The organism is Sphingobacterium composti (assembly GCF_009829075.1).
GTDB classification, from domain to species: domain Bacteria; phylum Bacteroidota; class Bacteroidia; order Sphingobacteriales; family Sphingobacteriaceae; genus Sphingobacterium; species Sphingobacterium composti.
Window position 1 is genome coordinate 1 of sequence record NZ_WUQZ01000021.1, and the last position, 20232, is coordinate 20232.

Here is a 20232-nt window from a genome sequence, read left to right on the forward strand (position 1 = left end):
CTCTTCCAAAAATATATCCAAGCGACATTCGCCTTTTGAATAATGGGTCATTTCAAAATAATCGGAAACCCCTTCTGGAATAATGAGAGGCATTAAAGCTTTAAATGAATCGTGCATCTGAATAATATAATAATGCAAATATCCGATTATTTTTCTTCTACTCCACAGGTTTTGTACATGGTCCAAAGTTTGCACCTTCATTCTCCGAAACATACATACCCAACAGATGCTTATGTCCGTTTCGGTCAACACCTAGGATATTGTATACAGCCCGGGAAACAAATCGATGGTCTTCTTTAACCTTGCAGTGCATGGCGTCCATCCATACAATCGTATAAACAGAGTTTAGACTTCTTGACTGCCACTCCTTGACCTCAGGAATGATTTTGTCAGTAATGGAAGAAAGTGTGCTGTGGCTGATGTCTGTGTCATACATTACCTTGATGTGATTCGAAATATCTCGCAGACTCATGCCTAGACCATACATGCCTAAAATCTTCTTCTCCAGGCTCTCGGCTAAAATCGTCTCACGTTTCTTAACCAACTGGGGCTCAAAGTTAGATCGACGATCTCGCGGAGTATCGATGTCAATCGTACCATCGGAAGTACGAATAGCTTTGGTGCTTTTGCCATTACGCCGATTACCTATGGAGCGTTGGGTTTCATCCATATAGCTCTCCATCTCAGCTTCTAGCGCTGCTTCTAAAATTTTTTTCATTAAAGGAGCAAAAGCGCCATTCTTGCCATAAAGCGATTCGCCACTGCGTAATTGCTCTAAGGCTTTGTCCTTCATGGACTCAAAATCAAAATCGTTCTCGTGGATACTCATAATAACTATGTCAAAAATAATACTTCTATTTATTATCATTGACACAGTTTATTTTACAGTCTCCGAAAGAGGCAAGATTTTTAATATTTTGCCTCTTTTGTATTTTATAACCTTAGTTATAATTTGGTTTAGCCATCAACTTAATCACTTTGATGTGCGAAAGGAAAGCTTGCCAAAAAGATTGATATTCTATGTATGTAATATTATACTCTTCACAGGTTTGTCTTACAATTTTATTAAGAGCAGGGTAGTGTACGTGACTAATTTTGGGAAATAAGTGGTGTTCTACTTGGAAATTAAGTCCTCCCAATAGCCATGTCAATATTTTATTTTTAGTTGCAAAATTTGCTGTTGATTGCAATTGATGAATCATCCATTCTTCTTCTACCCTCGAATTATCAATTGTTTTGAACTCTGTTCCAGTCACCACGTGAGCCAATTGGAAAACAATTGCTAAACACAAACCACATACGATAGCTGATATTAGTAAGCCTACTAATGCTGGAATCCACCCCAACATATAAATAGGAATGACGATGAATAGTAGAAAGTGAATGATTTTGGATGACCAAAAAATTATCTTTTCTTTTAAAGGAAAATGAAATTTATCAGTTGAGCTTGCAGACATCTTTTGTCTAAAATATTTCTCATAGTCTTGATAAAATATCCATGCTAAATAGGATATACTATATAATGCCAAAAAATAGATGTGCTGATATTTGTGATGTTTCTTTAATTGTTGGTCATGATGAATACGCATGAACTTCACTTCAATATCATGGTCTTCACCATCTATGTTTGTATAAGTATGGTGTGCAATATTATGTTTCAATTTCCAAAAATAAATATTACCTCCTAAAAGATTCAAGCTATAGGAAAGGATTGTATTTAATGTTTTGTTGTCGGAAAATGAATTATGCCCTGCGTCATGCATAATATTAAAACCTATTGCAGCAAGATTAACGCCGAATATTAGGCATAGCACCAAGCTTATTACCCAATGAGGCTGTACAAATACTAGAATACTATATATAGTAAAAAATGAAATTAGTAAAACAGAAGCTTTTATGAAGATTCTTCTATTTCCTGTTTTTTTAGTAAATGTGTTGCTGAAGTAATTGTTTGTCTTTTGCTTTAGGCTTTTCGAAAATAACGAATTTTTTTGGTTGAATTTTATTGTTTGTGTCATTCTTATTATTGACTAATTTCTGTGATGGCTAGTCTCTTCCAATATTAATTTATTAAATGTACTCATTTCAAATTATATATTTTGAATTTTAACAAATTTTGACACAAAAAAATATAAAAAATGCAGAGAAAACTAAATCTATCTCTGCATATGACACTGATAATTAAACTTTAAATTTATTCTTCATCTTCGCCTATTACTACTTCATTATTTTTATTTACATATAAATTTTTCCATATGTAGGTTGAGGATTTTAAGTCTTTTTCATTCCATTTGTCAGCCATGAAAATAAATTTATTCTTTTTAGCATTGACAGGACTAACAAATGTTCCTTGTCCCCAATAAGTAATATGTGCATCTTTTCCTTTGCATGGGTTTCCTTTGTTTTCCCAATCGCCCATAATCTCATCTGATACAGCAAAATTAGCTTCGTTCGGATACCATCCAGTCAGACCTGATGTTACCATATAATATTTCTTTTTGTATTTGAATACTGCAGGAGCCTCTCTTGCAATGTCAATGAATATTCTTTTGTATTTCCCTGTATGCTTCAAGTAATCATCACTTAATAATCCGACGTGCATAGTTCTATTGCCTTCAGAAGAGTAAAAATGATATGCTTTGCCATCATCATCTACGAAAATAGTCATATCTCTTGCTTCATATCCGTGAGGACGAACACTTTCTATATAGGTAAATGGTCCAGAAGGCGAATCACTCACAGCTACACCTGAACTCGCTAGCGCATAGTTGTCTGTGTCAATGTGCATCCACATCACAAATTTCTTAGTCTTTTTGTTATAAATAACTTTTGGTCTTTCGATTACTTTAGAAATATGTAAATCATGATTGGGATCTGTCTTATTTGAAGGTAATACTACACCTTCATTTTTCCAAGTTTTTAAGTCTTTCGAAGAATAACAGGAAACACCTCCTGCATCAACTCTTCTAGATCCTGATGGCGAATTGAATGATTCGCCTTCTTTTATTTCACCGTACCAATAGTATTTTCCTTTATGTTTTAAGATGCCACCACCATGAGCATTGATGTGTTTTCCATCAGTATCTTTGAATGTAAATTTCTCTTGAGCATTACCAATACTTATATTATATATTACAAAGAAGAATAAAGCAATTGCATAATTTTTCATGTCGTATTTGTTTTAATATTTTGAAAATTATTGAGTTCGTTTGGTTTATTTTTTTCTTATTGCGTAAAAATATTTTCAATAGTACAAATAAATTTCTTTTTGATAAACAAATGAGCTTTCTTGTATTAATAATGTTACCACATTTTTTGTTTTATTTAATTAAATGTATGAGTGTATAATAGATGGATATTAACTGAATTTCAATAATAATTTTATTAGATGTTGATCTTTTTATATTTATTTTTCTATCTTTAAATCAATTAATGAGGCTAATATCCTCCGCACTACATACCAATTATAATTATCTCCGTAATGAAAAAAATAATTTTCGTAGAAAGTGCTGATATCGGCAAATTTTCATTTCAAGGTTTTATCGTTGATAAAGGAGATAATATAGTCTCTTATTCCATTTTCATTAAGAATATGGATGTGGCATTAATTGAATTAGTAGCATATCCCAATAAAGATGTAAGATTATGCATTAATAATGAAATGATATCATATATAGAAGAGAACAAAACTCAAGATAAAAAATTGAGACGAGAGTATTTCAAACAATTCTATAGCTTTATAATAGCCAGCGAAAAAAAAGCTTCGTATATGATTTTTAAAAGACAGAAGTTAAATTATATAAAGAATTCGTCTGATATAATTAATATGAAAAAGCTCTATATTGGCATGTAATTTCTACACCCAATCAAATATCCTAAACCTCATTGCTATCTTATAATTTATATTAACTGCATTTCTTAATGATTATTAATGAATTAATTGTAATTAAATATCATCCGAGTATTATTGTATATTGAATTCATATGATTATTTTAGTGTTATGATCAATTTAAATGAATATTTTGAGGGAGCCGTAAAATCATTGGCTTATGAAAATGGTGGAAAGTCTACTGTTGGTGTTATTGATGTAGGGGAGTATGAGTTTGGAACATCTACACCCGAAACTATGTTGGTGATTGAAGGAGAACTGAAAGTCTTGCTGCCCGGAAATTCAGATTGGCAAACTTTTGAAGCAGGACAACAATTTGAGGTAGCTGCAAACGCTTATTTTAAAGTGCGTGCAGATATAGCGACATCTTATTTATGTAAATACAAATAACTTACATATACTGAAATTATTGTCTAAAAGGAACCATCAAGCGAACTTAATGGTTCCTTTTCTATTATAAAAAAAATGGCGTGTAAACATCGGGCAGACCCTATGCAATAAATTATTTAATATGGAAAACCTGATCAAATTTACACAAGCGCAGCTATTCGAGGAATGGTTGAAATCATGCTCTTACCAAAAATTATTAGCAGAACTTAATGTTATTGCAGTTGGATTAGAAGGATTTGAAATCCTTGTCCAATTAAAGTTTGCTTATCCACATCTTCGGGTAGGATATTTTTATCATTCTTCATTAAATAAATTTCTGGATATGAATGGAGATGATATATCAGAGAATTTTATGTTTATACCAATTGATGTACGTATAATAAACTTAAGCGGTGAAGCATATCATATTCAATTTCTCAATAGGGATATTATACATCAAACCTTAAAATATATTTCCAATGAAGCGTTGATAATAGGTTCAATGACAGATCCTATTTTGGTTAGACTTTTGGAATTCTATAAATTTAATCATAGGAATTTGCTTATACGTCGACCTATGTATTTTGAGACATCTTCCTTGCGTGGTAGTATTAATAAGTTTTTACAATTTTCTCCACATCCTGAATATATTAGGATAATTGATTCTATTCGAATAAATCGCTGGATGAAAAAATTAGGTTATAAGCCAACTATGCTCCAACTTCATGACGAGATTTATGGCCATTGGTTTGTTCATCTAAAGACTCTTCTCGATTTACCAGATTTGGAATTATGGGATGAACCACGCGTGAAAGTTCAAGCAGGACTGTATTAGCACGTAGTTATATGAGTTGTTGATAGTATAGTAGCAGCGCAATGCTGCTACTATTATTTTATTGAAGAGATTACAAATTAATGGATGGGATCTTCAGTCGATTGAAATTTGAATTGTGAGAGAAGATCATACTTTTTAAATAGAGAAGATTAGTATCTTTGATTATTATGGAAACACAAAAAAATAATCCATTACACGGTAAAAGATTAGATGTCATAATTGAAGACTTGGTTGCTCATTATGGATGGGAAGAAATGGGACGTAGAATCGTAATTCGTTGTTTTAATGAGAACCCAAGTGTTAAATCCTCTTTAGTTTTCTTGCGAAAAACTCCTTGGGCAAGAGAAAAAGTGGAACAATTGTATATCAAAACTTTTTCAAAATAATATATTAGAATTATTCGTCTTCATCGGCTAGATAAATTTTATGCACTAAAAAGCGAGCATTTTTGCTAGGAATTAGCATATCATCAACGTTATCAGATTCGATAGGATAAAGCATTTCGTTTGCCGAGTCAACTAAAACGGAGTCAGGTATAATTTCAAAAAAAGTAATATTATCAATCGTCGAAAGTTCTTCCACCTTGATGTAGGCTACATTTTGTTTTTTCCAATTATCTAAAATTGTCTGTGTGAAAAGTTGATAGGGATTTCTATGTTGTTCTTCCATGTTTGTAAATATAGTCCGATATTAAGTGAATATTCTATTAAGCAGAATTTACAGTCTCATAAGGAATGCAAAAAAATAATAATTTTTAAAAGCCCAAATATTTTTTGAATAAATTTTGGGGAAGTTGGACATATTGATCATTATTACGTTTTTCAATCCGATAAGTTGTAATGTAATTGTTTTGCCCTTCAGCTCCTTTTCCACTTATCAAATCAAAACTATGACGATGAAAAGGACAAATGAGTTTACCATCTTCACACTTTCCTCCAGCAAGATTAGCTCCCGCGTGCGGACATTTGGCTGAAGTCGCGTACCATTTTTCCTGATGGTAAATTAAGCAATATTTTTGTCCATCTCCCTTCAACAATTGTATTGGCTGTTTGGAATTAATAGCATTTGATGGAATTTTATGCCATTTCATAATATTAAAAATAGCAAACTGTCATTAATTAAACAAAGTTACTTGTAATAGTCTGTTTATAGACTAAGTTTTTAATTTTCATAGGTTTGATGTCTTATTCAATTTATATGTGGCAATGGTTTATAATAGTAATAAATAGATTTTGAGATTCGTGATTTGGAATCCAGATATCTTGGGTGTTCGGGATTGCTATTATTTGTATATCCTAGTTGAGCTTATTGGTAATCGTAGGAAAACGCTTTGCGAGTCTATCAGAAATATAAAGCATTATTTTAATTCTGATGGAGTTTCATTCAACAAAAGCTTAATAAGGCTTATGTTATGCTCAGATTTGTCCTTATTTAGGAAATCTTGAATGATGATGTTTCTAATATCTTTCACATTCTGTATTGGCAATAATCTTTTCATTACTTCATAGGGTAGAAAAGCTACATAACGAAGCGGTAATTCTCGATAATAATCTGCATGATCAAAATTATTTTCAGGTAATCCTACACGCTTGGTTTTTGAATAATGCGGAAAAAAACAGGGAAGTCTACCTAATCTATATGCTTTTGCGTATAAAATTGTCATTTTTTATGTTTTTATATGTTTATGCATATAATTTAAATATTTTTTGTACTTTTATATGTAAAGGCATATAAAATGAATATTATTGGAGATTTTGTAAAGATGAAAAGAAAGCAACTTGGTCTTACACAAGAAGACTTGGCTGAAAATGCTGGCGTGGCTTTAACTGTTATTCGAAAGATTGAGCAAGGTAAAGATAATCTGAGTTTGATTAAGGTTAATCAAGTATTAATGCTTTTTGGACATGTTTTGGGACCTGTAAATGTTAGAGATTATGAGAAAGGCGATAGTTAAATACAATGATTCATTAGCAGGTGAATTGACAGAAACCGCAGAAGGTACATACATATTTCAGTACGACGAAGCATATTGTGAACATTTTCCTGATCAGTTTCTAACTTTTCAGATGCCTGTAAGGAATTATCCTTATCATAGTGTATCTATGTTTCCGTTTTTTGATGGTTTGATTCCTGAAGGCTGGTTATTGAATATTGCCACAGAGAGTTGGAAATTAAACCAAAAAGATCGCATGGGCTTATTGTTAGCATGTTGTCAAAATAGTATTGGTGCTGTTTCTGTACACCCTTTAATTACGGATGATGAAGAATAGATGTTTATATTGCTATAAGGAATTGGCTGAAGGAGAAGTCGATTATCATAAGAAATGTACGAAAGTATTCTACGGAGTTGATATTGCACCAATACTGCCTTATCGACTAGATGAAATGGAAAATTTAGCAAAGGAGTCCGTCCAAAATTCTATTACCGTTCCTGGTGTTCAACCAAAATTATCCTTAGGCTGGATAAGAGATGTCTTGAATGATGGGCATCAAGGTCGTCTTACCATCTTAGATGCATTGGATGGTCACTATATTTTAAAGCCTCAAAATGCTTTGTATAGTCAAATGCCAGAAAACGAGCATCTCTCAATGAAATTGGCTGAACTATTCAAGATTAAGACTGTACCGTCGGCAATGATTCGATTATTGACAGGTGAATTGTGTTATATCACCAAGAGAATAGATCGTAATGCAGATGGTTCGAAAAATCATATGATAGATTTTTTGCAAATTTTGGAGCTGGAGCATAAGTACAAAGGAAGTATGGAGCTAGTTGGTAAGAAAATAGGAGAGCTTTCTAATAATACATTATTGGATAAACGCCGATTTTTAGAACTTGCGATTTTCAATTATATAATTGGCAATAATGATATGCATCTTAAAAACTTCTCCATGTTTAAGGATCACCATTTTGGTTGGGTGTTATCAGCTGCTTATGATCTATTGAATGTGAAGATTATTTTGCCATCAGATAAAGACGATACTGCATTAATGTTGGGTGGAAAGAAGCAAAATTTTAATATAGGCTATTTTAATCGTTTGGCAGAAGTTTTAGGCTTGAATGAAAAGCAAATACAGACGATTTTTAAGCGTATTCAAGTATGGAAACCTAGAGCATTGCAGCTTATTGAAAACTCTTTCTTAAATGAAAATAACAAATTAGCATATAAAATTTTAGTGGAGGAAAGGGTTAGGCTATTTATTTAGCTTTTAAACTCAAAATAGGGAACGCTTAAATTACCTTATGCATATTAGATTATGGTTTTCCGTAAGTTTATTAAGGTTTTTCTAAGTATATTAGTCACAATTATTAACACGTAAACTATTATTTTTTGTTTCAAATATAGATTCAAAAAGTATACAAATATTCAAATGACAAGTCAAGCACAAAGAGCAGAACTGCAAAATAAAATATGGAAGATAGCCAATGAAGTTCGTGGCTCGGTAGATGGATGGGATTTCAAACATTTTGTTTTAGGAACATTATTCTATCGTTTTATTAGTGAGAATTTTACTGACTATATTGAGGCTGGCGATGCTTCTGTGAATTATGCGAAATTTAATGATGCTGATATTCCAGAGGAAGTATTGGGATATGGAAGAGTTTGAGATTAGAGAAAGTTTTTATGCTTTATATTTCAATACTAAATTAGATGTAGTAGGATATCGAAAAATAGCTGATGGAGGATTAGATGGCGTAATGGTAGATATGAGATTGATTATGTCATCGGCTTTATTATGTAATGCAACCAGAATTGCTGTAGCGCATTATGTTAGGTAAATAATCATCCTTCTGGATCACTTAATCCTAGTAGCGCAGATTGAACGTTAACTAAAAAAATCATTGAAGCAGGAAAAGTCTAAGATATTCAGCTATTAGATCATATTGTACTTACTGCTGATAATTATTATTCATTTAGAGATGAAGGAGAGTTTTAAGCTCTCCCCAAGAACTCTAACAAAAAAACACATCATTTCTCTTTATAAATTTTTAGTTTGTTGGATGAACGTTCAAGATATAATTTCAAGAGATCATTTAAGTCTGCTCAAATATATATAAATGAAAAGTTTGAAGAATCAAGAGGGGAGGAAATTTATTTAGGAGAAAAACCTACCCAAAGAGTTGAGTAGGTTATCCTTTATTCAATTATGAAAAAAAATTACTCTATATATTGATAACGTAATTGAACATGTTTTATTGCTTCATGAAATTACTTTTCAGTTATGCTTCTTCCTGCTCCTGCAGTCAAGTATTTATTGTGTACAAACCTCGTATAATACCACGCTAAATCATGAAGCTCTTTATCATTCTTAGCATAAGATTCAAATTCTTTTCTTGATAAATGCTTTACCCGACTAAGAGCATCCAATGCATCATCACGAAGATTACGAGCTTGTAAGTTATTGATTGGATCTTTACACTCGTTGAGGACTATTAATATTTTATCAATCCATTCTTTCATATAGACAAAACTAAACAACTTGAATATTGTTTTCAAGTAAGGATGAAGGAGATACTGGTATTAGAATTATAAGGTTATCTTAGTTATGGAAACAAAAAACGATATAATAGCAAAACTTGAGGGATTAAGTTCTAACGTCAAGAAAGCAAAAACAGGAGGAGATTTGTACATCAGCTTTAAAAACTACCGCGATACGATACTAGAATATTGGCCTGAAGGTTTGGTAGATCTACAAGGATGGAAAGGAGAAATTGATTTAACCTTAGAAAAGCTTGAAAATATGAGGGACGAAAAAATCATTTCATCAAGCAATGATCTATCTAGTTTAAAAAAAGACGCCGAAGTGGTAATGAAAAATTTTAATATCAAATTCGAAATATTTTTCAAAAAGACCGATGTCAGTTAACTATACTTTTCATTTTTCAATACAAAAGCCTAACGGTTAGGTTAGGCTAAAATCGTTATTCTTGTATGTATTAATATCATATCATGTTATATAAATTTGATTTTATAATTTCAAAATTCACACCAAGACTATTAAGAACATTCCTTATAGTATTTTCTTCCCATTCAGGCATTAAAGGGCTCAAGTAAACAGAGGTAATTAATTTTTCAATATCAACTGTTTTAAAGCATCCATTTTCAAATTCGGGTAGTTGCCCTAAAATAATGCTGTTGTCCCTGCATAGTAGTCGTATTTCTTTTTCGTGGACAAAGGATTTTCTTTTATATAAAAAAGGATAAAAAAGATTTCCTTCATCCATATATTCACTATCATAATCTATATACCTAACTTCCCCTATTTGTACGTTATCATCTTCAACACACTCCATTAAGTCAGCAATTGTAGTTCTAATTGCAATCCCCGAATCTATGGTAGAATATAGCTGCCACATTGCAGCAGATTCATATTCATTAATATGCCAACAATTTACATATAATCTAGATCTAACTTGCTCATTTAATACCCTGTAATCGGTAATTCAGAATACACAACTTTTGGTAATTATGAGTGCAGCAAAAATGGCAAGAATGGTGCAGCATTTTTGGCAATAAAGAGTGCAGCATAAATGGCAATAATAAATACATAGTTCATCTTTTGGAACATAAGGCTACTTCCCTCCAGAAAGACTATTTACAGTTATCATAATTTAATGTTTCTTTCAACTTATCCAAAATGGAATTTTCATGTAAGTGAATGGGGGTGAAAGATTTTCTTCACCCTGATGGATAAGTTTTAAGTTTTGAAAATGTTCTTTGTATTTCATAACTCTAACTTTATCTGTTTACAAGGTTTGTTTAATTCTTCTTCTTGCTTCATCGCTTCTATCTGTTTCCTTACGTTGGCGATTACTTCTAGCTTTTCCTCAGTTGTTAAATCAAACTCACTGAGGAATGCTATTATTTGGTTTGCTTGCTCGGTGGGTGTCATTTTTTTTCAATCGATTGCGTCAATATTGGTTGACATCAAACCTTTTTAATAACTAATTGTTAATACTTTTCTAACTCTTGTAGTTTATTTTTGAACCAATTAAAAATGAAAAGTTATGAGAGCAAAAATTTCAACTGAAAAGGTATTGGCTATTATTGTAATCATACTCACAATAACAGCACTTATTTTGATGTACTTGTGTTTTACTATGGAGAAGCCTTGAATCTCTCTAATTACTTAGTTTCTCCTTTCAGTTTAACCCAACCTATGTTTACTAATTCTTCAACTGATAAGCCCATCCACGGTAGAGCGTAGCCTTTTGAACGTAGGAAGTCAGATATTCTAAAACTCATATCACCTTTGCAATTGAAGTGAGCAATACACCCATGTATATACGTGATTATTTGCTCTTTTAATTGATCGTAAATATCAACTTTCATAACCTTAGCTACTTCTATTGCATCCTCATCACTTATTGAGGGTAGAGGTTTGAGTTCGAGGTATTCCGCTTCAAGCCCTGGACGACATAGATCTATGTTAGTTATAGGTAACGCAGGTATGTTTGGTAATTCTTCATGTCTAAGGCAATGAATGCCAAAATACAGCGCAAAGAACTTCGCTTTATTTTCTAATGTGTTTTCCATTTTATTCTCCTTTCAGTTATATATTTTTTATTTAATTTAGATTGATGGACGAAAATCAACTTATAGGTATAGTAATGGGTTTATCTACTATTTTAATTGCTCTTATTTTAAAGAGGATTATTAAACCTGGTATATATGTAGACAGCTTCAAAATCAATACATACTTCTATTCCCTTGTAGCATTTGGTATTTTTATCCTTGGTCTTATCTTTTATGATTTTATTAGAAAATTGTAATCAAATATCCCCTCTAACTCTACTATCTGTACAGTTATAGAAGGTGGTAGGTAATTTCTCATTCCGTAATATTTGAATTGATTAAGGATTCGATTTCATTTATTAGCAAAGAGCCTTGACCGAACGCATCTCGGAATTGCTCTAACTCATATTTAGCTTTATGTAATGCTTCAATCAACTCGGTATTCTTCTCTCTCAATACCATTATCTCGGTTAATAGGGTGTTTTCCATTGGCTATTTAATTTGAGTGGCTGATTTGATTTTGTTGATCTCTTACCTTTTTCATGAAATCTGAATCTTCATCAGGTAGTTCCATATCTTGCTCATAGTATTGATCAAGAATGTATAGTTCTTCGTGGCAGTTGGTGCATCTTCCTGAATACACTTTGCAACCGCAATCTTCACAGTAGTTAGCCATTTCCTTCTTTCTATTTAAGCCCTTCTGAGCATTGATGATTGTTTAATTAATACACTTGATTCTTGATTTATAAGCCAATGGTTATTTGCTTTATGAAATTTGTAATCTGTAACTTCATAGGCTAATATTTTAAATCCTAATGGCTCAAGTACTGCCATATCTTCTTTAGGAAACCATTGTTCTAATTCTTCTAAATTTTTCGTAGCTGATAAGTAACCAACTGTTTCTTTACAAAAAGGCATCTGAACTTGATTACATTTTAGCATCTTAAAAGCAGGACTGTTTATTGCTCCGTGAAAGTTTCCATTTTGGTCGTACCACATACCACTTTGGTCTGTAGTGCCTACTCGGTAGAATATTTGTTTCATGGCTATTTAGGTGATGCGACAAAGCTTCGTAGCTGAACATCCTTATCGGACACTTTCAGTTTAAGCTTTTGTTTAATGATTAATTGCTGTGCCTGATGAAATGAAGCGTCTAAGTCTGATACTCGTACTTCTATTCCATTCTTATAAGGCCTAAAGGAGCCATATCCAAATAGCTCTTTAAATTTCTCTAGGTGTTTATTCATGATTTGATACCGGTGAAATAATTGCCACTTGCTTATCAACTTCAATTTCAGAAGTGACCAATAATGGTCTATTTGGTGCCGTAAATTGAATTTTTATAAAAGGTTCGTGATTATGAAACATAACTTTCTGTAATAAATCGAGATGGTTTGCTCTTACAGAAAACTTATTTGTTTGGTAATCTTTTATTGTAGGTATTACAGCTTCTACGTTTGGATATTTATCATCAAAAAATTGATGTGTGGTGGATAAAAAACCCTTTCTAGACTTTATACCCTCTGGAAGTATTTCGAAATAATCACATTTCTTCATAAATTTTAAATGGTCTTTATGAAGTAGTTTGTCGTCTAAAGCTTTTATTTCTTCATCATTAAATCCATGAAGGGATAAATGTTGTTTTATTGCTATATATGCGTTAGTTGCGTATACAAATCCATCCTTAAAATATACGCATTGCATTGCAGGACGTAAATCGTCATTTCCGCAAATTATTTCTAAGTTAGTTTCTAAAAACTTGCTTTTATTGGGGTTTATTAGTAATGCTATTGAAGCTCAATTTCAGATTGTAAAAGATGTATCAATTGATGATAATTGGTAGGAAATTAAAATAAATCGTGACCAAAATCGTGACCAAGTAAAATAAAAAGGAGGTAAATCGTTGTGATTCACCTCTTTAATTCACCCTTCTGTGGAGTCGGAGGCTCTTTTTATAAGGTTTTTTAGTGTTTGTTTAAGTTTATTTAATGTTTGTAATCTGTTGGTTTTTAGTCTGTTGGTTTTATTTAGCTTTTTGTAGTCTTTTAGGATATATCAAAAAAGTGGTGTAAATTGTGTTGTAAATTTGAAATACACCACGTATGATTATAAAGAGAAATATCAATTTTAAACCTGAAAAAAGAAAGAGCAACGGAATCGAAATTACAAAAAATGTCCCTATAAAAATTCGACTAAGTTTTCTTGGTAATAAGATGGATCTGTATTCTGGCTTTAGAGTGGATATAGAGAAATGGGATGATAAAAAGCAAAGAGTAAAGAATAGCACTACGAATGCGCAAAAACAATCGGCTAGTGATATTAATACAGCTTTGTCTAAACAGGAGACTATTATAAATGATATTTTTAAACATTATGAAGTAATTGGAGAAGTTCCTACTGTCTCCAAGCTACGTGATGAAATTAACGAACAAATTAAGCCAAAGGAAAAAGAGGAAGCTCCAGTAATTAAAAATGATTTCTTTGAGAAGTATGATATTTTCATGGAGGAAGGTAGAAGGCTTAAGAATTGGACAGAAGGTACAATTAAAAAGCTAAGTACTGTAAGGTCTCATATAAATGAATTTGACCCTAATATTCAGCTAGATGATTTTACACATGATAAAATTCAAGATTATTTAGAATTTCTTTTAAAAGTACGTGAATTTAAAAACACAACACTTCAAAAGCATTTTAAATATTTGAAATGGTTTCTTAAATGGGGTGTTACATATAAATACATTTCAAATGCCGATTACGTTTCTTTTTCGCCAAAGATTAAAAATGTAGCTAAAAAAGTTATTTTCTTGACTAAAGAAGAGATTGATCTAATCAAGAATTTTCCATTGCCTAAAGAAAAGGAATATCTGGATAGGGTAAGAGATGTTTTGATTTTTAGTTGCTTCAGCTCATTAAGATATTCTGATATTTTCAAACTAACTAAAGCAGATATTGGTGATAATTCACTAGAATTTATTACACAAAAAACTGACGATAATATTGTCGTTGAATTTAATAAATACAGTAGAGAAATCCTCGTAAAATATAAAGATTCAAAGTTTCCAGATAATAAGGCATTACCAGTGATAAGTAACCAAAAATACAATGATTATCTAAAAGAGTTGGGTGAGCTAGTTGGGTTAAATCAGCCAATTAAATTTTCTTATTATAAAGGTAACAAACGTTATGATGAAGTAGTACCTAAATTTAAGAAATTGAGCTCGCATATTGGCAGGAGAAGTTTTATTTGTAATGGTTTGTATTTGGGCATTCCTGTACACATTATTATGAAATGGACTGGACATTCTGACTACGATTCGATGAAACCTTATATAGACCTAGTAGATAGTATGCGTTCGGAAGCAATGGAAAAATTTAATGAATTATAAATTTTAAAGGGAAACACATGGATTTACAACTGTATGATAGGAAATTTGGTGGTGCATTAATTGTTGATTCACTTTTTAGATACGAATCTATCAAGGATTTTGTCTCTTTGTTGGAAGGTAATGAGATTGAAATGTCATATCATGAATTTTCGCAAATTAGTGAAAATATAAAAGCCATTAAATACAATAACTACCCCAAGCAATTTTTTACTAATGAGAGATTAAAACACTTTTACAGCGAACAGTCTGAGAAAATTGAATTATTATCTGCTTTGTTGTCTGATTCAAAAGGGTTTAAGGTAGATGGGTTAAAATTTAAAGTCTACGAAATGGTAGATGGGATAAAGACATACGTGAATCCCATGAAAATTATATGTGATAAGAATTATTTTTTAATTTGTTCGTTAACTGATGTTTTAAAAGAGGATTTAAAAAATTGGAAAGAAATTGATTGGAAGCTTAGGTTTGAGAATTCAGTTTTTGATTTGAGTTCTGTACAGGCAATTTATCAATTTTTAAATAATTCAATTATTAAAAATATTGATCTTTTATCGTTTAATGAGATATTTAATACCATCAATTTTGATAATAAGAAATTAAAATTTATTTCAGGCAGAAAAGTGCTTTTATGCGTTTTAATCAAAAAGATTTCCTTATCAATTAGAAATAATGATGATTTACAAAAGAGGTGGGTAGATTATATAATAAAGCAATTTGATCTTGAAAATTTATATAGCAAAAAGTCATCTGAAAAAAACATAACTGATGACGATGATTTAGTATTAATAAAAAGTTTTGATAAATTGGAATTAAAAAGACTACATCAAACTTAAATAACACAAACCAGCACATTTTTTTGTACAAAAGCCCTTTTAAAGTTTTTTAAAGGGCTTTTTAGTTTTATTTACCACTTTTTTCCACTCGAAATCAGATGCAATTTTGAAATGTTCGAACGATATAAAATACTGATGTACACGGTATAATGTTTAACACTTTAAAATTTTTAATATGAGCATAAGTATTCAATCACTTTTATCAAAACCAATTTCAGCCATGACAGGAGAAGAGTTTTTAGCTATTCATAAAGTTTCTTTTGATTTGGAATTATTGTCGGGCTTAAAAGAGGCTCCTAGAGCGCCTGAATTTGTGAAAGGGCTGTCTGGTATTATGAGTGTCTTTCAAGTTAGCAGAAGTAAGGCTATAGAGCTAAAAAACGGAATTATAAAAGATGCTGTCCAACAAGATAAACGCACAATAATAGTTGATGTGGAATTGGCAATGAAATTATTCAAAAATTATAGCGACAGAAATAAAAGAAAATTTCTAAAAAAATAAGCAGATACCTGACCGTATCTGCTCAACTTAATTAGTTTATTAATCTAGTACCTTAAAGGTACACAAATAATTGTGTAATGGAAAATGATATTTTTAGAATTATCAAAAACACTTTTGCTGAAGCTAGCCGTAATCATAAATTTGGTTCATATCATATAAGTCTTTATTTGTTCCTAGTAGAGTTATGCAATAATTTATATTGGCCATCCCAATTTGGTGTTCCTACCGATAAAGCTATGCATGTTTTATCATTAGGGAGCTACAACACTTATAAAAAGTATTTATTGGATTTGGAACATTTTGGTGCAATTAGAATTGTTGAATTTTCTAAAAATCAGTATACATCTTTGGTTATTGAGCTAAATACTTGCTTTGGTTCTGCTTTGTCAAAAAATGATAAAGCAGGTGATAAGCATGTGACAAAGCAGGTTGAGTATAATAAAACTATAAAGACTATAAAGACTAATAAAAACTATATATACTTAGATTCTTATTTTTTTATGTTTCAAGAGTTTTATTTTTTGAAGAATAATACAATTTATATTGATAGTGATGATGAAAGAAAAAAGCTAGCGTCTCTTACTGAAAAATTGGATCAATTTAGAAAATCTACTAAAGATAGTCGGGAGTTAATTATTTTTTTTGAGGACTTTCTAAAAAATATTTGGGCATTAAATAATCCTTTCTTTTCGAAAAATTTTTCAATATCTGTTTTGGACAATAAATTCAACGAAATCATCAGTCAGCTGAAAAATAGTAAAAATAAATTTAGTATTGAAGAAAGGGAAGTATATAGAAAACCTAATTATTGGCAACCAAATATCGGGTATTCAAATTGATTTCTTTATGTGACCTTTGGGTCACAAATTCTTGTTATTTAGGGAGGATTTAGAACAACAAAGCATTGTTACATTGTTATATTGCCACATTGTTATAATGTTATATTGCTAAATTGTTATAATGTTACGTTATTATGCCGGCTCTATTTATTTGAATTTTAAAAACAAGATTTTTTGTTAATTTTTTTCACTCTACTAACACTCAAATGTGACCCTAAAGGGTCACTAAATTTACATATTGTAAATGGATTAAAAATCTGTAATTCTGTCGGCTTTACCTTTGATTTTTTTATATATGCAAGATGTACTTTTGTCATGACAAAAATATCTTACCCACAGAGTTGGGGCCAAATAATTCGAAACTCATTATTTAATTATGGAAAGAAAAATTGAAAAGAAATCATCAGCTAAAATTGAAATACGTTTGACTGATGATGAGAAAGAAATAATAAAGGCCTATGCTAAAAATGATGGATTAACTGTTACAGACTATATTAAATACTTAGCGCTTAATCAAAAATTCATCGCTAAGAGAATAGAATATCAAGCTGATTTAAGAAACTTTAATTTTGAAATTCATAAAATTGGAGCTAACATAAATCAACTAGCAAGGCATGTAAATAGAGCTGAAAAATTTAAAACTATTGATTCAGGAACTATAAATGTTTTTCATCTTTTTATGAAAGATTATATTCAATTAATGAATGACGCAAATGAGCTAATAAGAAAAATGTATAGCAAGTTGGCTAAGATCTAATACTTCATTTGAAGGGTAGGTGCCAATAAGCACTTACCCTTATTGTTTATTTCTTTTCTTTTGGGACTACTCTTCCTTGATCAAGAAGAATTCGTTTAAGATCATGTTGATCTCTGATATCTCTAATATCTATCCCATTTATTTTAGTGATTTGATAAGTTGGGAAATTTGACTCTTCTTTAATAGTTTTTTCTTTTGCCATTGTTTATTGATTTAAAGATAAAAATTGTCCACGCTAAAAGTGCTATCGGAGCACCTGTAAATATTCCATAATCGGTCTCTAAAGATTTCATTAGAGCAACAAAGCTGATTATGTTTACAACAAAGAACCAAAATAGCCATTTCATAAATATTGAGTGGTCGTTGTTGTTTGAATCTTGTGGGGTAAAATGGTTTTAAGTGGAATGTCTGCCATATTTATTTTATTTTGAGAAATAAAAAAGGCGTGAAACTAAAATCATGTCCTTAACTGAGGTACTAGGATACCCAAAAGACCAGACAGACTTAGCCCACGCCCAATATCAGGCACAGGCGTAAGTCTGTAGTAAAATGGTCTTTTTTGAAGATTCCTAGTTTTCAGTTAAACCTAACTACAGCTTACGCTTTTCGTTTATATAAATTATTTGTGTAAAGATAAGGAAAATTGAACTTTTTATAGAAATTAAATAATAACTAACTATATGCTTTTGCGTATAAAATAGCTTGTTTTTAAGTTTTTATATGTTTGTGCATATAATTTAAATATTTTGTGTACTTTTATATGTAAAGGCATATAAAATGAATGTTATTGGAGATTTTGTAAAGATGAAAAGAAAGCAACTTGGTCTCACACAAGAAGACTTGGCTGAAAATGCTGGTGTTGCTTTAACTGTAGTTCGAAAGATCGAGCAAGGTAAAGATAATCTGAGTTTGATTAAGGTTAATCAAGTATTAATGCTTTTTGGACATGTTTTGGGGCCTGTAAATGTTAGAGATTATGAGAAAGGCAATAGTTAAATACAATGATACATTAGCAGGAATATTGACAGAAACCACAGAGGGTACATACATATTTCAATATGATGAAGCGTATTGTGTACATTTTCCTGATCAGTTTCTAACTTTTCAGATGCCTGTAAGGACTAATCCTTATTATAGTGTATCTATGTTTCCATTTTTTGATGGTTTGATTCCTGAAGGCTGGTTATTGACTATTGTGACAGAGAGTTGGAAATTAAATCAAAAAGATCGCATGGGGTTATTGTTAGCATGTTGTCAAAATAGTATTGGAGCAGTTTCTGTACACCCTTTAATTTCGAATGATAATGAGTAGATGTCTATACTGTTATAAGGAATTGGCTAAAGGAGAGGTCGATTATCATAAGAAATGTGCTAAAACATTCTATGGAGTGGATAATGCACCAATACTGCCTTATCGATTAGATGAAATGGAAAATTTGGCAAAGGAGTCCGTTCAAAATTCCATTACTGTTCCTGGGGTTCAACCCAAATTATCTTTAGGCTGGATAAAAGATGTTTTAAATGATGGTCATCAAGGTCGTCTAACCATCTTAGATGCATTGGATGGTTACTATATTTTAAAGCCTCAAAATACATTGTATAGTCAAATGCCAGAAAACGAGTATCTCTCAATGAAATTGGCTGAACTATTCAAGATTAAGACTGTACCGTCGGCAATGATTCGATTACTGACAGGTGAATTGTGTTATATCACCAAGAGAATAGATCGTAATGCAGCTGGTTCGAAAAATCATATGATAGATTTTTTACAAATTCTGGAGCTAGAGCATAAGTACAAAGGAAGTATGGAGCTAGTTGGTAAGAAAATAGGAGAGCTTTCTAGTAATACGGTATTGGATAAACGCCGATTTTTTGAACTTGCGGTTTTCAATTTTATAATTGGCAATAATGATATGCATCTTAAAAACTTCTCCATGTTCAAGGATCACCATTTTGGTTGGGTGTTATCAGCTGCTTATGATCTATTGAATGTGAAGATTATTTTATCATCAGATAAAGACGATACCGCATTAATGTTGGGTGGAAAGAAGCAAAATTTTAATATAGGCTATTTTAATCGTTTGGCAGAAGTTTTAGGCTTGAATGAGAAGCAAATACAAACGATTTTTATGCGCATTCAAGTATGGAAACCTAAGGCTTTGCAGCTTATTGAAAACTCTTTCTTAAATGAAAATAATAAGCAAGCATATAGAACTTTAGTTGAGGAAAGAGTTAGGATATTTATTTAGGTTTAAACTAAAAATATTATAGACTTAAATTTACTTAAATACATATCATTAAGG

At 31.2% G+C, this 20232-nt stretch carries 33 protein-coding genes and 1 pseudogene; 19 read left to right on the forward strand and 15 right to left on the reverse strand.

The window, feature by feature from the left end; genetic code table 11:
- Positions 1-184 precede the first annotated feature (184 nt).
- From GOQ17_RS12690 to GOQ17_RS12700, 3 genes and pseudogenes are all read right to left on the reverse strand, one after another.
- Positions 185-829 (reverse strand): annotated as a pseudogene (locus tag GOQ17_RS12690) (IS256 family transposase); the annotation flags it as partial.
- A gap of 112 nt (positions 830-941) precedes the next feature.
- Complete coding sequence (locus GOQ17_RS12695) at positions 942-2018, reverse strand: fatty acid desaturase family protein (RefSeq protein ID WP_159637894.1); 1077 nt, start codon at positions 2016-2018, stop codon at positions 942-944.
- A 176-nt stretch (positions 2019-2194) separates the two neighbouring features.
- Entirely contained in the window at positions 2195-3169 is a 975-nt protein-coding gene (locus tag GOQ17_RS12700; protein WP_159637896.1) for a glycoside hydrolase family 43 protein, read from the reverse strand.
- A 312-nt stretch (positions 3170-3481) separates the two neighbouring features.
- Here GOQ17_RS12700 and GOQ17_RS12705 point away from each other — a divergent pair, with 312 nt between their 5' ends.
- From GOQ17_RS12705 to GOQ17_RS12720, 4 genes are all read left to right on the forward strand, one after another.
- A complete protein-coding gene (locus tag GOQ17_RS12705) occupies positions 3482-3853 on the forward strand; it encodes a hypothetical protein (RefSeq protein WP_159637898.1) in 372 nt (123 codons plus the stop codon).
- Between the two features lie 148 nt (positions 3854-4001).
- Entirely contained in the window at positions 4002-4280 is a 279-nt protein-coding gene (gene ppnP, locus GOQ17_RS12710) for a pyrimidine/purine nucleoside phosphorylase (RefSeq protein WP_159637900.1), read from the forward strand.
- A 121-nt stretch (positions 4281-4401) separates the two neighbouring features.
- On the forward strand, positions 4402-5094 hold the full coding sequence (locus GOQ17_RS12715; protein WP_159637902.1) for a hypothetical protein: 693 nt from the start codon (positions 4402-4404) through the stop codon (positions 5092-5094).
- Between the two features lie 167 nt (positions 5095-5261).
- Positions 5262-5480, forward strand: a complete 219-nt coding sequence (locus GOQ17_RS12720; RefSeq protein WP_159637904.1) for a VF530 family protein — start codon at positions 5262-5264, stop codon at positions 5478-5480.
- 10 nt (positions 5481-5490) lie between these two features.
- On the opposite strand, the gene GOQ17_RS12725 is transcribed toward GOQ17_RS12720, so the two are convergent.
- The 3 genes from GOQ17_RS12725 to GOQ17_RS12735 all read right to left on the reverse strand — a co-directional run bounded on the left by GOQ17_RS12725 (position 5491) and on the right by GOQ17_RS12735 (position 6757).
- A complete protein-coding gene (locus GOQ17_RS12725; protein WP_159637906.1) occupies positions 5491-5763 on the reverse strand; it encodes a hypothetical protein in 273 nt (90 codons plus the stop codon).
- An 85-nt stretch (positions 5764-5848) separates the two neighbouring features.
- Entirely contained in the window at positions 5849-6184 is a 336-nt protein-coding gene (locus GOQ17_RS12730; RefSeq protein WP_159637908.1) for a Rieske (2Fe-2S) protein, read from the reverse strand.
- Between the two features lie 267 nt (positions 6185-6451).
- Entirely contained in the window at positions 6452-6757 is a 306-nt protein-coding gene (locus GOQ17_RS12735; RefSeq protein ID WP_159637910.1) for a hypothetical protein, read from the reverse strand.
- Positions 6758-6829: 72 nt separating this feature from the next.
- On the opposite strand from GOQ17_RS12735, the gene GOQ17_RS12740 reads away from it, so the two are divergent.
- The 6 genes from GOQ17_RS12740 to GOQ17_RS16610 all read left to right on the forward strand — a co-directional run bounded on the left by GOQ17_RS12740 (position 6830) and on the right by GOQ17_RS16610 (position 9033).
- Entirely contained in the window at positions 6830-7048 is a 219-nt protein-coding gene (locus GOQ17_RS12740) for a type II toxin-antitoxin system Y4mF family antitoxin (protein WP_159637912.1), read from the forward strand.
- Positions 7029-7364: a HipA N-terminal domain-containing protein gene (locus GOQ17_RS12745; RefSeq protein WP_159637914.1), complete on the forward strand. Its 336-nt coding sequence runs from the start codon at positions 7029-7031 to the stop codon at positions 7362-7364. The genes GOQ17_RS12740 and GOQ17_RS12745 overlap by 20 nt, the downstream gene beginning before the upstream one ends.
- Complete coding sequence (locus tag GOQ17_RS12750) at positions 7351-8301, forward strand: HipA domain-containing protein (protein ID WP_201288615.1); 951 nt, start codon at positions 7351-7353, stop codon at positions 8299-8301. Before GOQ17_RS12745 ends, GOQ17_RS12750 begins: the two co-directional genes overlap by 14 nt.
- A 165-nt stretch (positions 8302-8466) precedes the next feature.
- Positions 8467-8703, forward strand: coding sequence for a type I restriction-modification system subunit M N-terminal domain-containing protein (locus GOQ17_RS12755; RefSeq protein WP_159637916.1), 237 nt, complete (start codon positions 8467-8469; stop codon positions 8701-8703).
- Positions 8690-8875: a JAB domain-containing protein gene (locus tag GOQ17_RS12760; protein WP_159637918.1), complete on the forward strand. Its 186-nt coding sequence runs from the start codon at positions 8690-8692 to the stop codon at positions 8873-8875. The genes GOQ17_RS12755 and GOQ17_RS12760 overlap by 14 nt, the downstream gene beginning before the upstream one ends.
- Before the next feature lie 104 nt (positions 8876-8979).
- Positions 8980-9033, forward strand: a complete 54-nt coding sequence (locus GOQ17_RS16610) for a hypothetical protein (protein WP_394350614.1) — start codon at positions 8980-8982, stop codon at positions 9031-9033.
- A 272-nt stretch (positions 9034-9305) separates the two neighbouring features.
- Here the strand turns inward: GOQ17_RS16610 and GOQ17_RS12765 are convergent, their stop codons facing one another.
- Positions 9306-9557, reverse strand: coding sequence for a hypothetical protein (locus tag GOQ17_RS12765; RefSeq protein WP_159637920.1), 252 nt, complete (start codon positions 9555-9557; stop codon positions 9306-9308).
- Positions 9558-9642: 85 nt separating this feature from the next.
- Here GOQ17_RS12765 and GOQ17_RS12770 point away from each other — a divergent pair, with 85 nt between their 5' ends.
- Positions 9643-9963: a hypothetical protein gene (locus GOQ17_RS12770; protein ID WP_159637921.1), complete on the forward strand. Its 321-nt coding sequence runs from the start codon at positions 9643-9645 to the stop codon at positions 9961-9963.
- A gap of 76 nt (positions 9964-10039) precedes the next feature.
- Here the strand turns inward: GOQ17_RS12770 and GOQ17_RS12775 are convergent, their stop codons facing one another.
- From GOQ17_RS12775 to GOQ17_RS12805, 7 genes are all read right to left on the reverse strand, one after another.
- A complete protein-coding gene (locus GOQ17_RS12775; RefSeq protein WP_159637923.1) occupies positions 10040-10453 on the reverse strand; it encodes a hypothetical protein in 414 nt (137 codons plus the stop codon).
- Positions 10454-10821: 368 nt separating this feature from the next.
- Positions 10822-10989, reverse strand: a complete 168-nt coding sequence (locus GOQ17_RS12780; RefSeq protein ID WP_159637925.1) for a hypothetical protein — start codon at positions 10987-10989, stop codon at positions 10822-10824.
- Between the two features lie 233 nt (positions 10990-11222).
- Positions 11223-11633, reverse strand: a complete 411-nt coding sequence (locus GOQ17_RS12785; RefSeq protein WP_159637927.1) for a hypothetical protein — start codon at positions 11631-11633, stop codon at positions 11223-11225.
- Positions 11634-11927: 294 nt separating this feature from the next.
- Complete coding sequence (locus GOQ17_RS12790) at positions 11928-12101, reverse strand: hypothetical protein (RefSeq protein WP_159637929.1); 174 nt, start codon at positions 12099-12101, stop codon at positions 11928-11930.
- Positions 12102-12302: 201 nt separating this feature from the next.
- Positions 12303-12656, reverse strand: coding sequence for a hypothetical protein (locus tag GOQ17_RS12795; RefSeq protein ID WP_159637931.1), 354 nt, complete (start codon positions 12654-12656; stop codon positions 12303-12305).
- Between the two features lie 2 nt (positions 12657-12658).
- Entirely contained in the window at positions 12659-12859 is a 201-nt protein-coding gene (locus tag GOQ17_RS12800) for a hypothetical protein (protein ID WP_159637933.1), read from the reverse strand.
- Positions 12852-13316, reverse strand: coding sequence for a hypothetical protein (locus GOQ17_RS12805; RefSeq protein WP_159637935.1), 465 nt, complete (start codon positions 13314-13316; stop codon positions 12852-12854). The genes GOQ17_RS12800 and GOQ17_RS12805 overlap by 8 nt, the downstream gene beginning before the upstream one ends.
- 398 nt (positions 13317-13714) lie before the next feature.
- Here GOQ17_RS12805 and GOQ17_RS12810 point away from each other — a divergent pair, with 398 nt between their 5' ends.
- The 5 genes from GOQ17_RS12810 to GOQ17_RS12830 all read left to right on the forward strand — a co-directional run bounded on the left by GOQ17_RS12810 (position 13715) and on the right by GOQ17_RS12830 (position 17929).
- Positions 13715-14998: a site-specific integrase gene (locus tag GOQ17_RS12810; RefSeq protein ID WP_159637937.1), complete on the forward strand. Its 1284-nt coding sequence runs from the start codon at positions 13715-13717 to the stop codon at positions 14996-14998.
- A gap of 17 nt (positions 14999-15015) precedes the next feature.
- Positions 15016-15831, forward strand: a complete 816-nt coding sequence (locus GOQ17_RS12815; protein WP_159637939.1) for a hypothetical protein — start codon at positions 15016-15018, stop codon at positions 15829-15831.
- A gap of 175 nt (positions 15832-16006) precedes the next feature.
- Positions 16007-16333 carry a DUF3853 family protein gene (locus GOQ17_RS12820; RefSeq protein ID WP_159637941.1) on the forward strand — a complete coding sequence of 109 codons (327 nt, stop codon included), beginning with the start codon at positions 16007-16009 and terminating at the stop codon, positions 16331-16333.
- Between the two features lie 77 nt (positions 16334-16410).
- Positions 16411-17172 (forward strand): hypothetical protein, encoded by a 762-nt coding sequence (locus GOQ17_RS12825; RefSeq protein ID WP_159637943.1) that lies wholly within the window; start codon positions 16411-16413, stop codon positions 17170-17172.
- A gap of 376 nt (positions 17173-17548) precedes the next feature.
- Positions 17549-17929 carry a DUF6290 family protein gene (locus GOQ17_RS12830; RefSeq protein WP_159637945.1) on the forward strand — a complete coding sequence of 127 codons (381 nt, stop codon included), beginning with the start codon at positions 17549-17551 and terminating at the stop codon, positions 17927-17929.
- 46 nt (positions 17930-17975) lie between these two features.
- On the opposite strand, the gene GOQ17_RS12835 is transcribed toward GOQ17_RS12830, so the two are convergent.
- Complete coding sequence (locus tag GOQ17_RS12835) at positions 17976-18131, reverse strand: hypothetical protein (RefSeq protein ID WP_159637947.1); 156 nt, start codon at positions 18129-18131, stop codon at positions 17976-17978.
- Between the two features lie 602 nt (positions 18132-18733).
- Between GOQ17_RS12835 and GOQ17_RS12840 the strand changes: the two genes are divergently transcribed.
- From GOQ17_RS12840 to GOQ17_RS12850, 3 genes are read left to right on the forward strand one after another with little or no spacing between them, the layout of a single operon-like run.
- Positions 18734-18925 carry a helix-turn-helix domain-containing protein gene (locus GOQ17_RS12840; protein WP_236537148.1) on the forward strand — a complete coding sequence of 64 codons (192 nt, stop codon included), beginning with the start codon at positions 18734-18736 and terminating at the stop codon, positions 18923-18925.
- A complete protein-coding gene (locus GOQ17_RS12845) occupies positions 18906-19241 on the forward strand; it encodes a HipA N-terminal domain-containing protein (RefSeq protein WP_159637951.1) in 336 nt (111 codons plus the stop codon). Before GOQ17_RS12840 ends, GOQ17_RS12845 begins: the two co-directional genes overlap by 20 nt.
- Positions 19234-20178, forward strand: a complete 945-nt coding sequence (locus tag GOQ17_RS12850) for a HipA domain-containing protein (RefSeq protein ID WP_201288616.1) — start codon at positions 19234-19236, stop codon at positions 20176-20178. Before GOQ17_RS12845 ends, GOQ17_RS12850 begins: the two co-directional genes overlap by 8 nt.
- The last annotated feature ends 54 nt before the right edge of the window (positions 20179-20232 follow it).

Coding starts and splice junctions, on each gene's coding strand:
- GOQ17_RS12770 (WP_159637921.1), top strand. CDS start 9,643: ATGGAAACAAAAAACGATATAATAGCAAAACTTGAGGGATTAAGTTCT.
- GOQ17_RS12695 (WP_159637894.1), bottom strand. CDS start 2,018: ATGACACAAACAATAAAATTCAACCAAAAAAATTCGTTATTTTCGAAA.
- GOQ17_RS12730 (WP_159637908.1), bottom strand. CDS start 6,184: ATGAAATGGCATAAAATTCCATCAAATGCTATTAATTCCAAACAGCCA.
- GOQ17_RS12755 (WP_159637916.1), top strand. CDS start 8,467: ATGACAAGTCAAGCACAAAGAGCAGAACTGCAAAATAAAATATGGAAG.
- GOQ17_RS12750 (WP_201288615.1), top strand. CDS start 7,351: ATGATGAAGAATAGATGTTTATATTGCTATAAGGAATTGGCTGAAGGA.
- GOQ17_RS12810 (WP_159637937.1), top strand. CDS start 13,715: ATGATTATAAAGAGAAATATCAATTTTAAACCTGAAAAAAGAAAGAGC.
- GOQ17_RS12720 (WP_159637904.1), top strand. CDS start 5,262: ATGGAAACACAAAAAAATAATCCATTACACGGTAAAAGATTAGATGTC.
- GOQ17_RS12725 (WP_159637906.1), bottom strand. CDS start 5,763: ATGGAAGAACAACATAGAAATCCCTATCAACTTTTCACACAGACAATT.
- ppnP (WP_159637900.1), top strand. CDS start 4,002: ATGATCAATTTAAATGAATATTTTGAGGGAGCCGTAAAATCATTGGCT.
- GOQ17_RS12820 (WP_159637941.1), top strand. CDS start 16,007: ATGAGCATAAGTATTCAATCACTTTTATCAAAACCAATTTCAGCCATG.
- GOQ17_RS12775 (WP_159637923.1), bottom strand. CDS start 10,453: ATGTGGCAGCTATATTCTACCATAGATTCGGGGATTGCAATTAGAACT.
- GOQ17_RS12735 (WP_159637910.1), bottom strand. CDS start 6,757: ATGACAATTTTATACGCAAAAGCATATAGATTAGGTAGACTTCCCTGT.
- GOQ17_RS12830 (WP_159637945.1), top strand. CDS start 17,549: ATGGAAAGAAAAATTGAAAAGAAATCATCAGCTAAAATTGAAATACGT.
- GOQ17_RS12825 (WP_159637943.1), top strand. CDS start 16,411: ATGGAAAATGATATTTTTAGAATTATCAAAAACACTTTTGCTGAAGCT.
- GOQ17_RS12785 (WP_159637927.1), bottom strand. CDS start 11,633: ATGGAAAACACATTAGAAAATAAAGCGAAGTTCTTTGCGCTGTATTTT.
- GOQ17_RS12840 (WP_236537148.1), top strand. CDS start 18,734: ATGAAAAGAAAGCAACTTGGTCTCACACAAGAAGACTTGGCTGAAAAT.
- GOQ17_RS12800 (WP_159637933.1), bottom strand. CDS start 12,859: ATGAATAAACACCTAGAGAAATTTAAAGAGCTATTTGGATATGGCTCC.
- GOQ17_RS12850 (WP_201288616.1), top strand. CDS start 19,234: ATGAGTAGATGTCTATACTGTTATAAGGAATTGGCTAAAGGAGAGGTC.
- GOQ17_RS12745 (WP_159637914.1), top strand. CDS start 7,029: ATGAGAAAGGCGATAGTTAAATACAATGATTCATTAGCAGGTGAATTG.
- GOQ17_RS12740 (WP_159637912.1), top strand. CDS start 6,830: ATGAATATTATTGGAGATTTTGTAAAGATGAAAAGAAAGCAACTTGGT.
- GOQ17_RS12715 (WP_159637902.1), top strand. CDS start 4,402: ATGGAAAACCTGATCAAATTTACACAAGCGCAGCTATTCGAGGAATGG.
- GOQ17_RS12815 (WP_159637939.1), top strand. CDS start 15,016: ATGGATTTACAACTGTATGATAGGAAATTTGGTGGTGCATTAATTGTT.
- GOQ17_RS12805 (WP_159637935.1), bottom strand. CDS start 13,316: ATGCAATGCGTATATTTTAAGGATGGATTTGTATACGCAACTAACGCA.
- GOQ17_RS12845 (WP_159637951.1), top strand. CDS start 18,906: ATGAGAAAGGCAATAGTTAAATACAATGATACATTAGCAGGAATATTG.
- GOQ17_RS12780 (WP_159637925.1), bottom strand. CDS start 10,989: ATGACACCCACCGAGCAAGCAAACCAAATAATAGCATTCCTCAGTGAG.
- GOQ17_RS12795 (WP_159637931.1), bottom strand. CDS start 12,656: ATGAAACAAATATTCTACCGAGTAGGCACTACAGACCAAAGTGGTATG.
- GOQ17_RS12700 (WP_159637896.1), bottom strand. CDS start 3,169: ATGAAAAATTATGCAATTGCTTTATTCTTCTTTGTAATATATAATATA.
- GOQ17_RS12760 (WP_159637918.1), top strand. CDS start 8,690: ATGGAAGAGTTTGAGATTAGAGAAAGTTTTTATGCTTTATATTTCAAT.
- GOQ17_RS12705 (WP_159637898.1), top strand. CDS start 3,482: ATGAAAAAAATAATTTTCGTAGAAAGTGCTGATATCGGCAAATTTTCA.
- GOQ17_RS12790 (WP_159637929.1), bottom strand. CDS start 12,101: ATGGAAAACACCCTATTAACCGAGATAATGGTATTGAGAGAGAAGAAT.
- GOQ17_RS12765 (WP_159637920.1), bottom strand. CDS start 9,557: ATGAAAGAATGGATTGATAAAATATTAATAGTCCTCAACGAGTGTAAA.
- GOQ17_RS12835 (WP_159637947.1), bottom strand. CDS start 18,131: ATGGCAAAAGAAAAAACTATTAAAGAAGAGTCAAATTTCCCAACTTAT.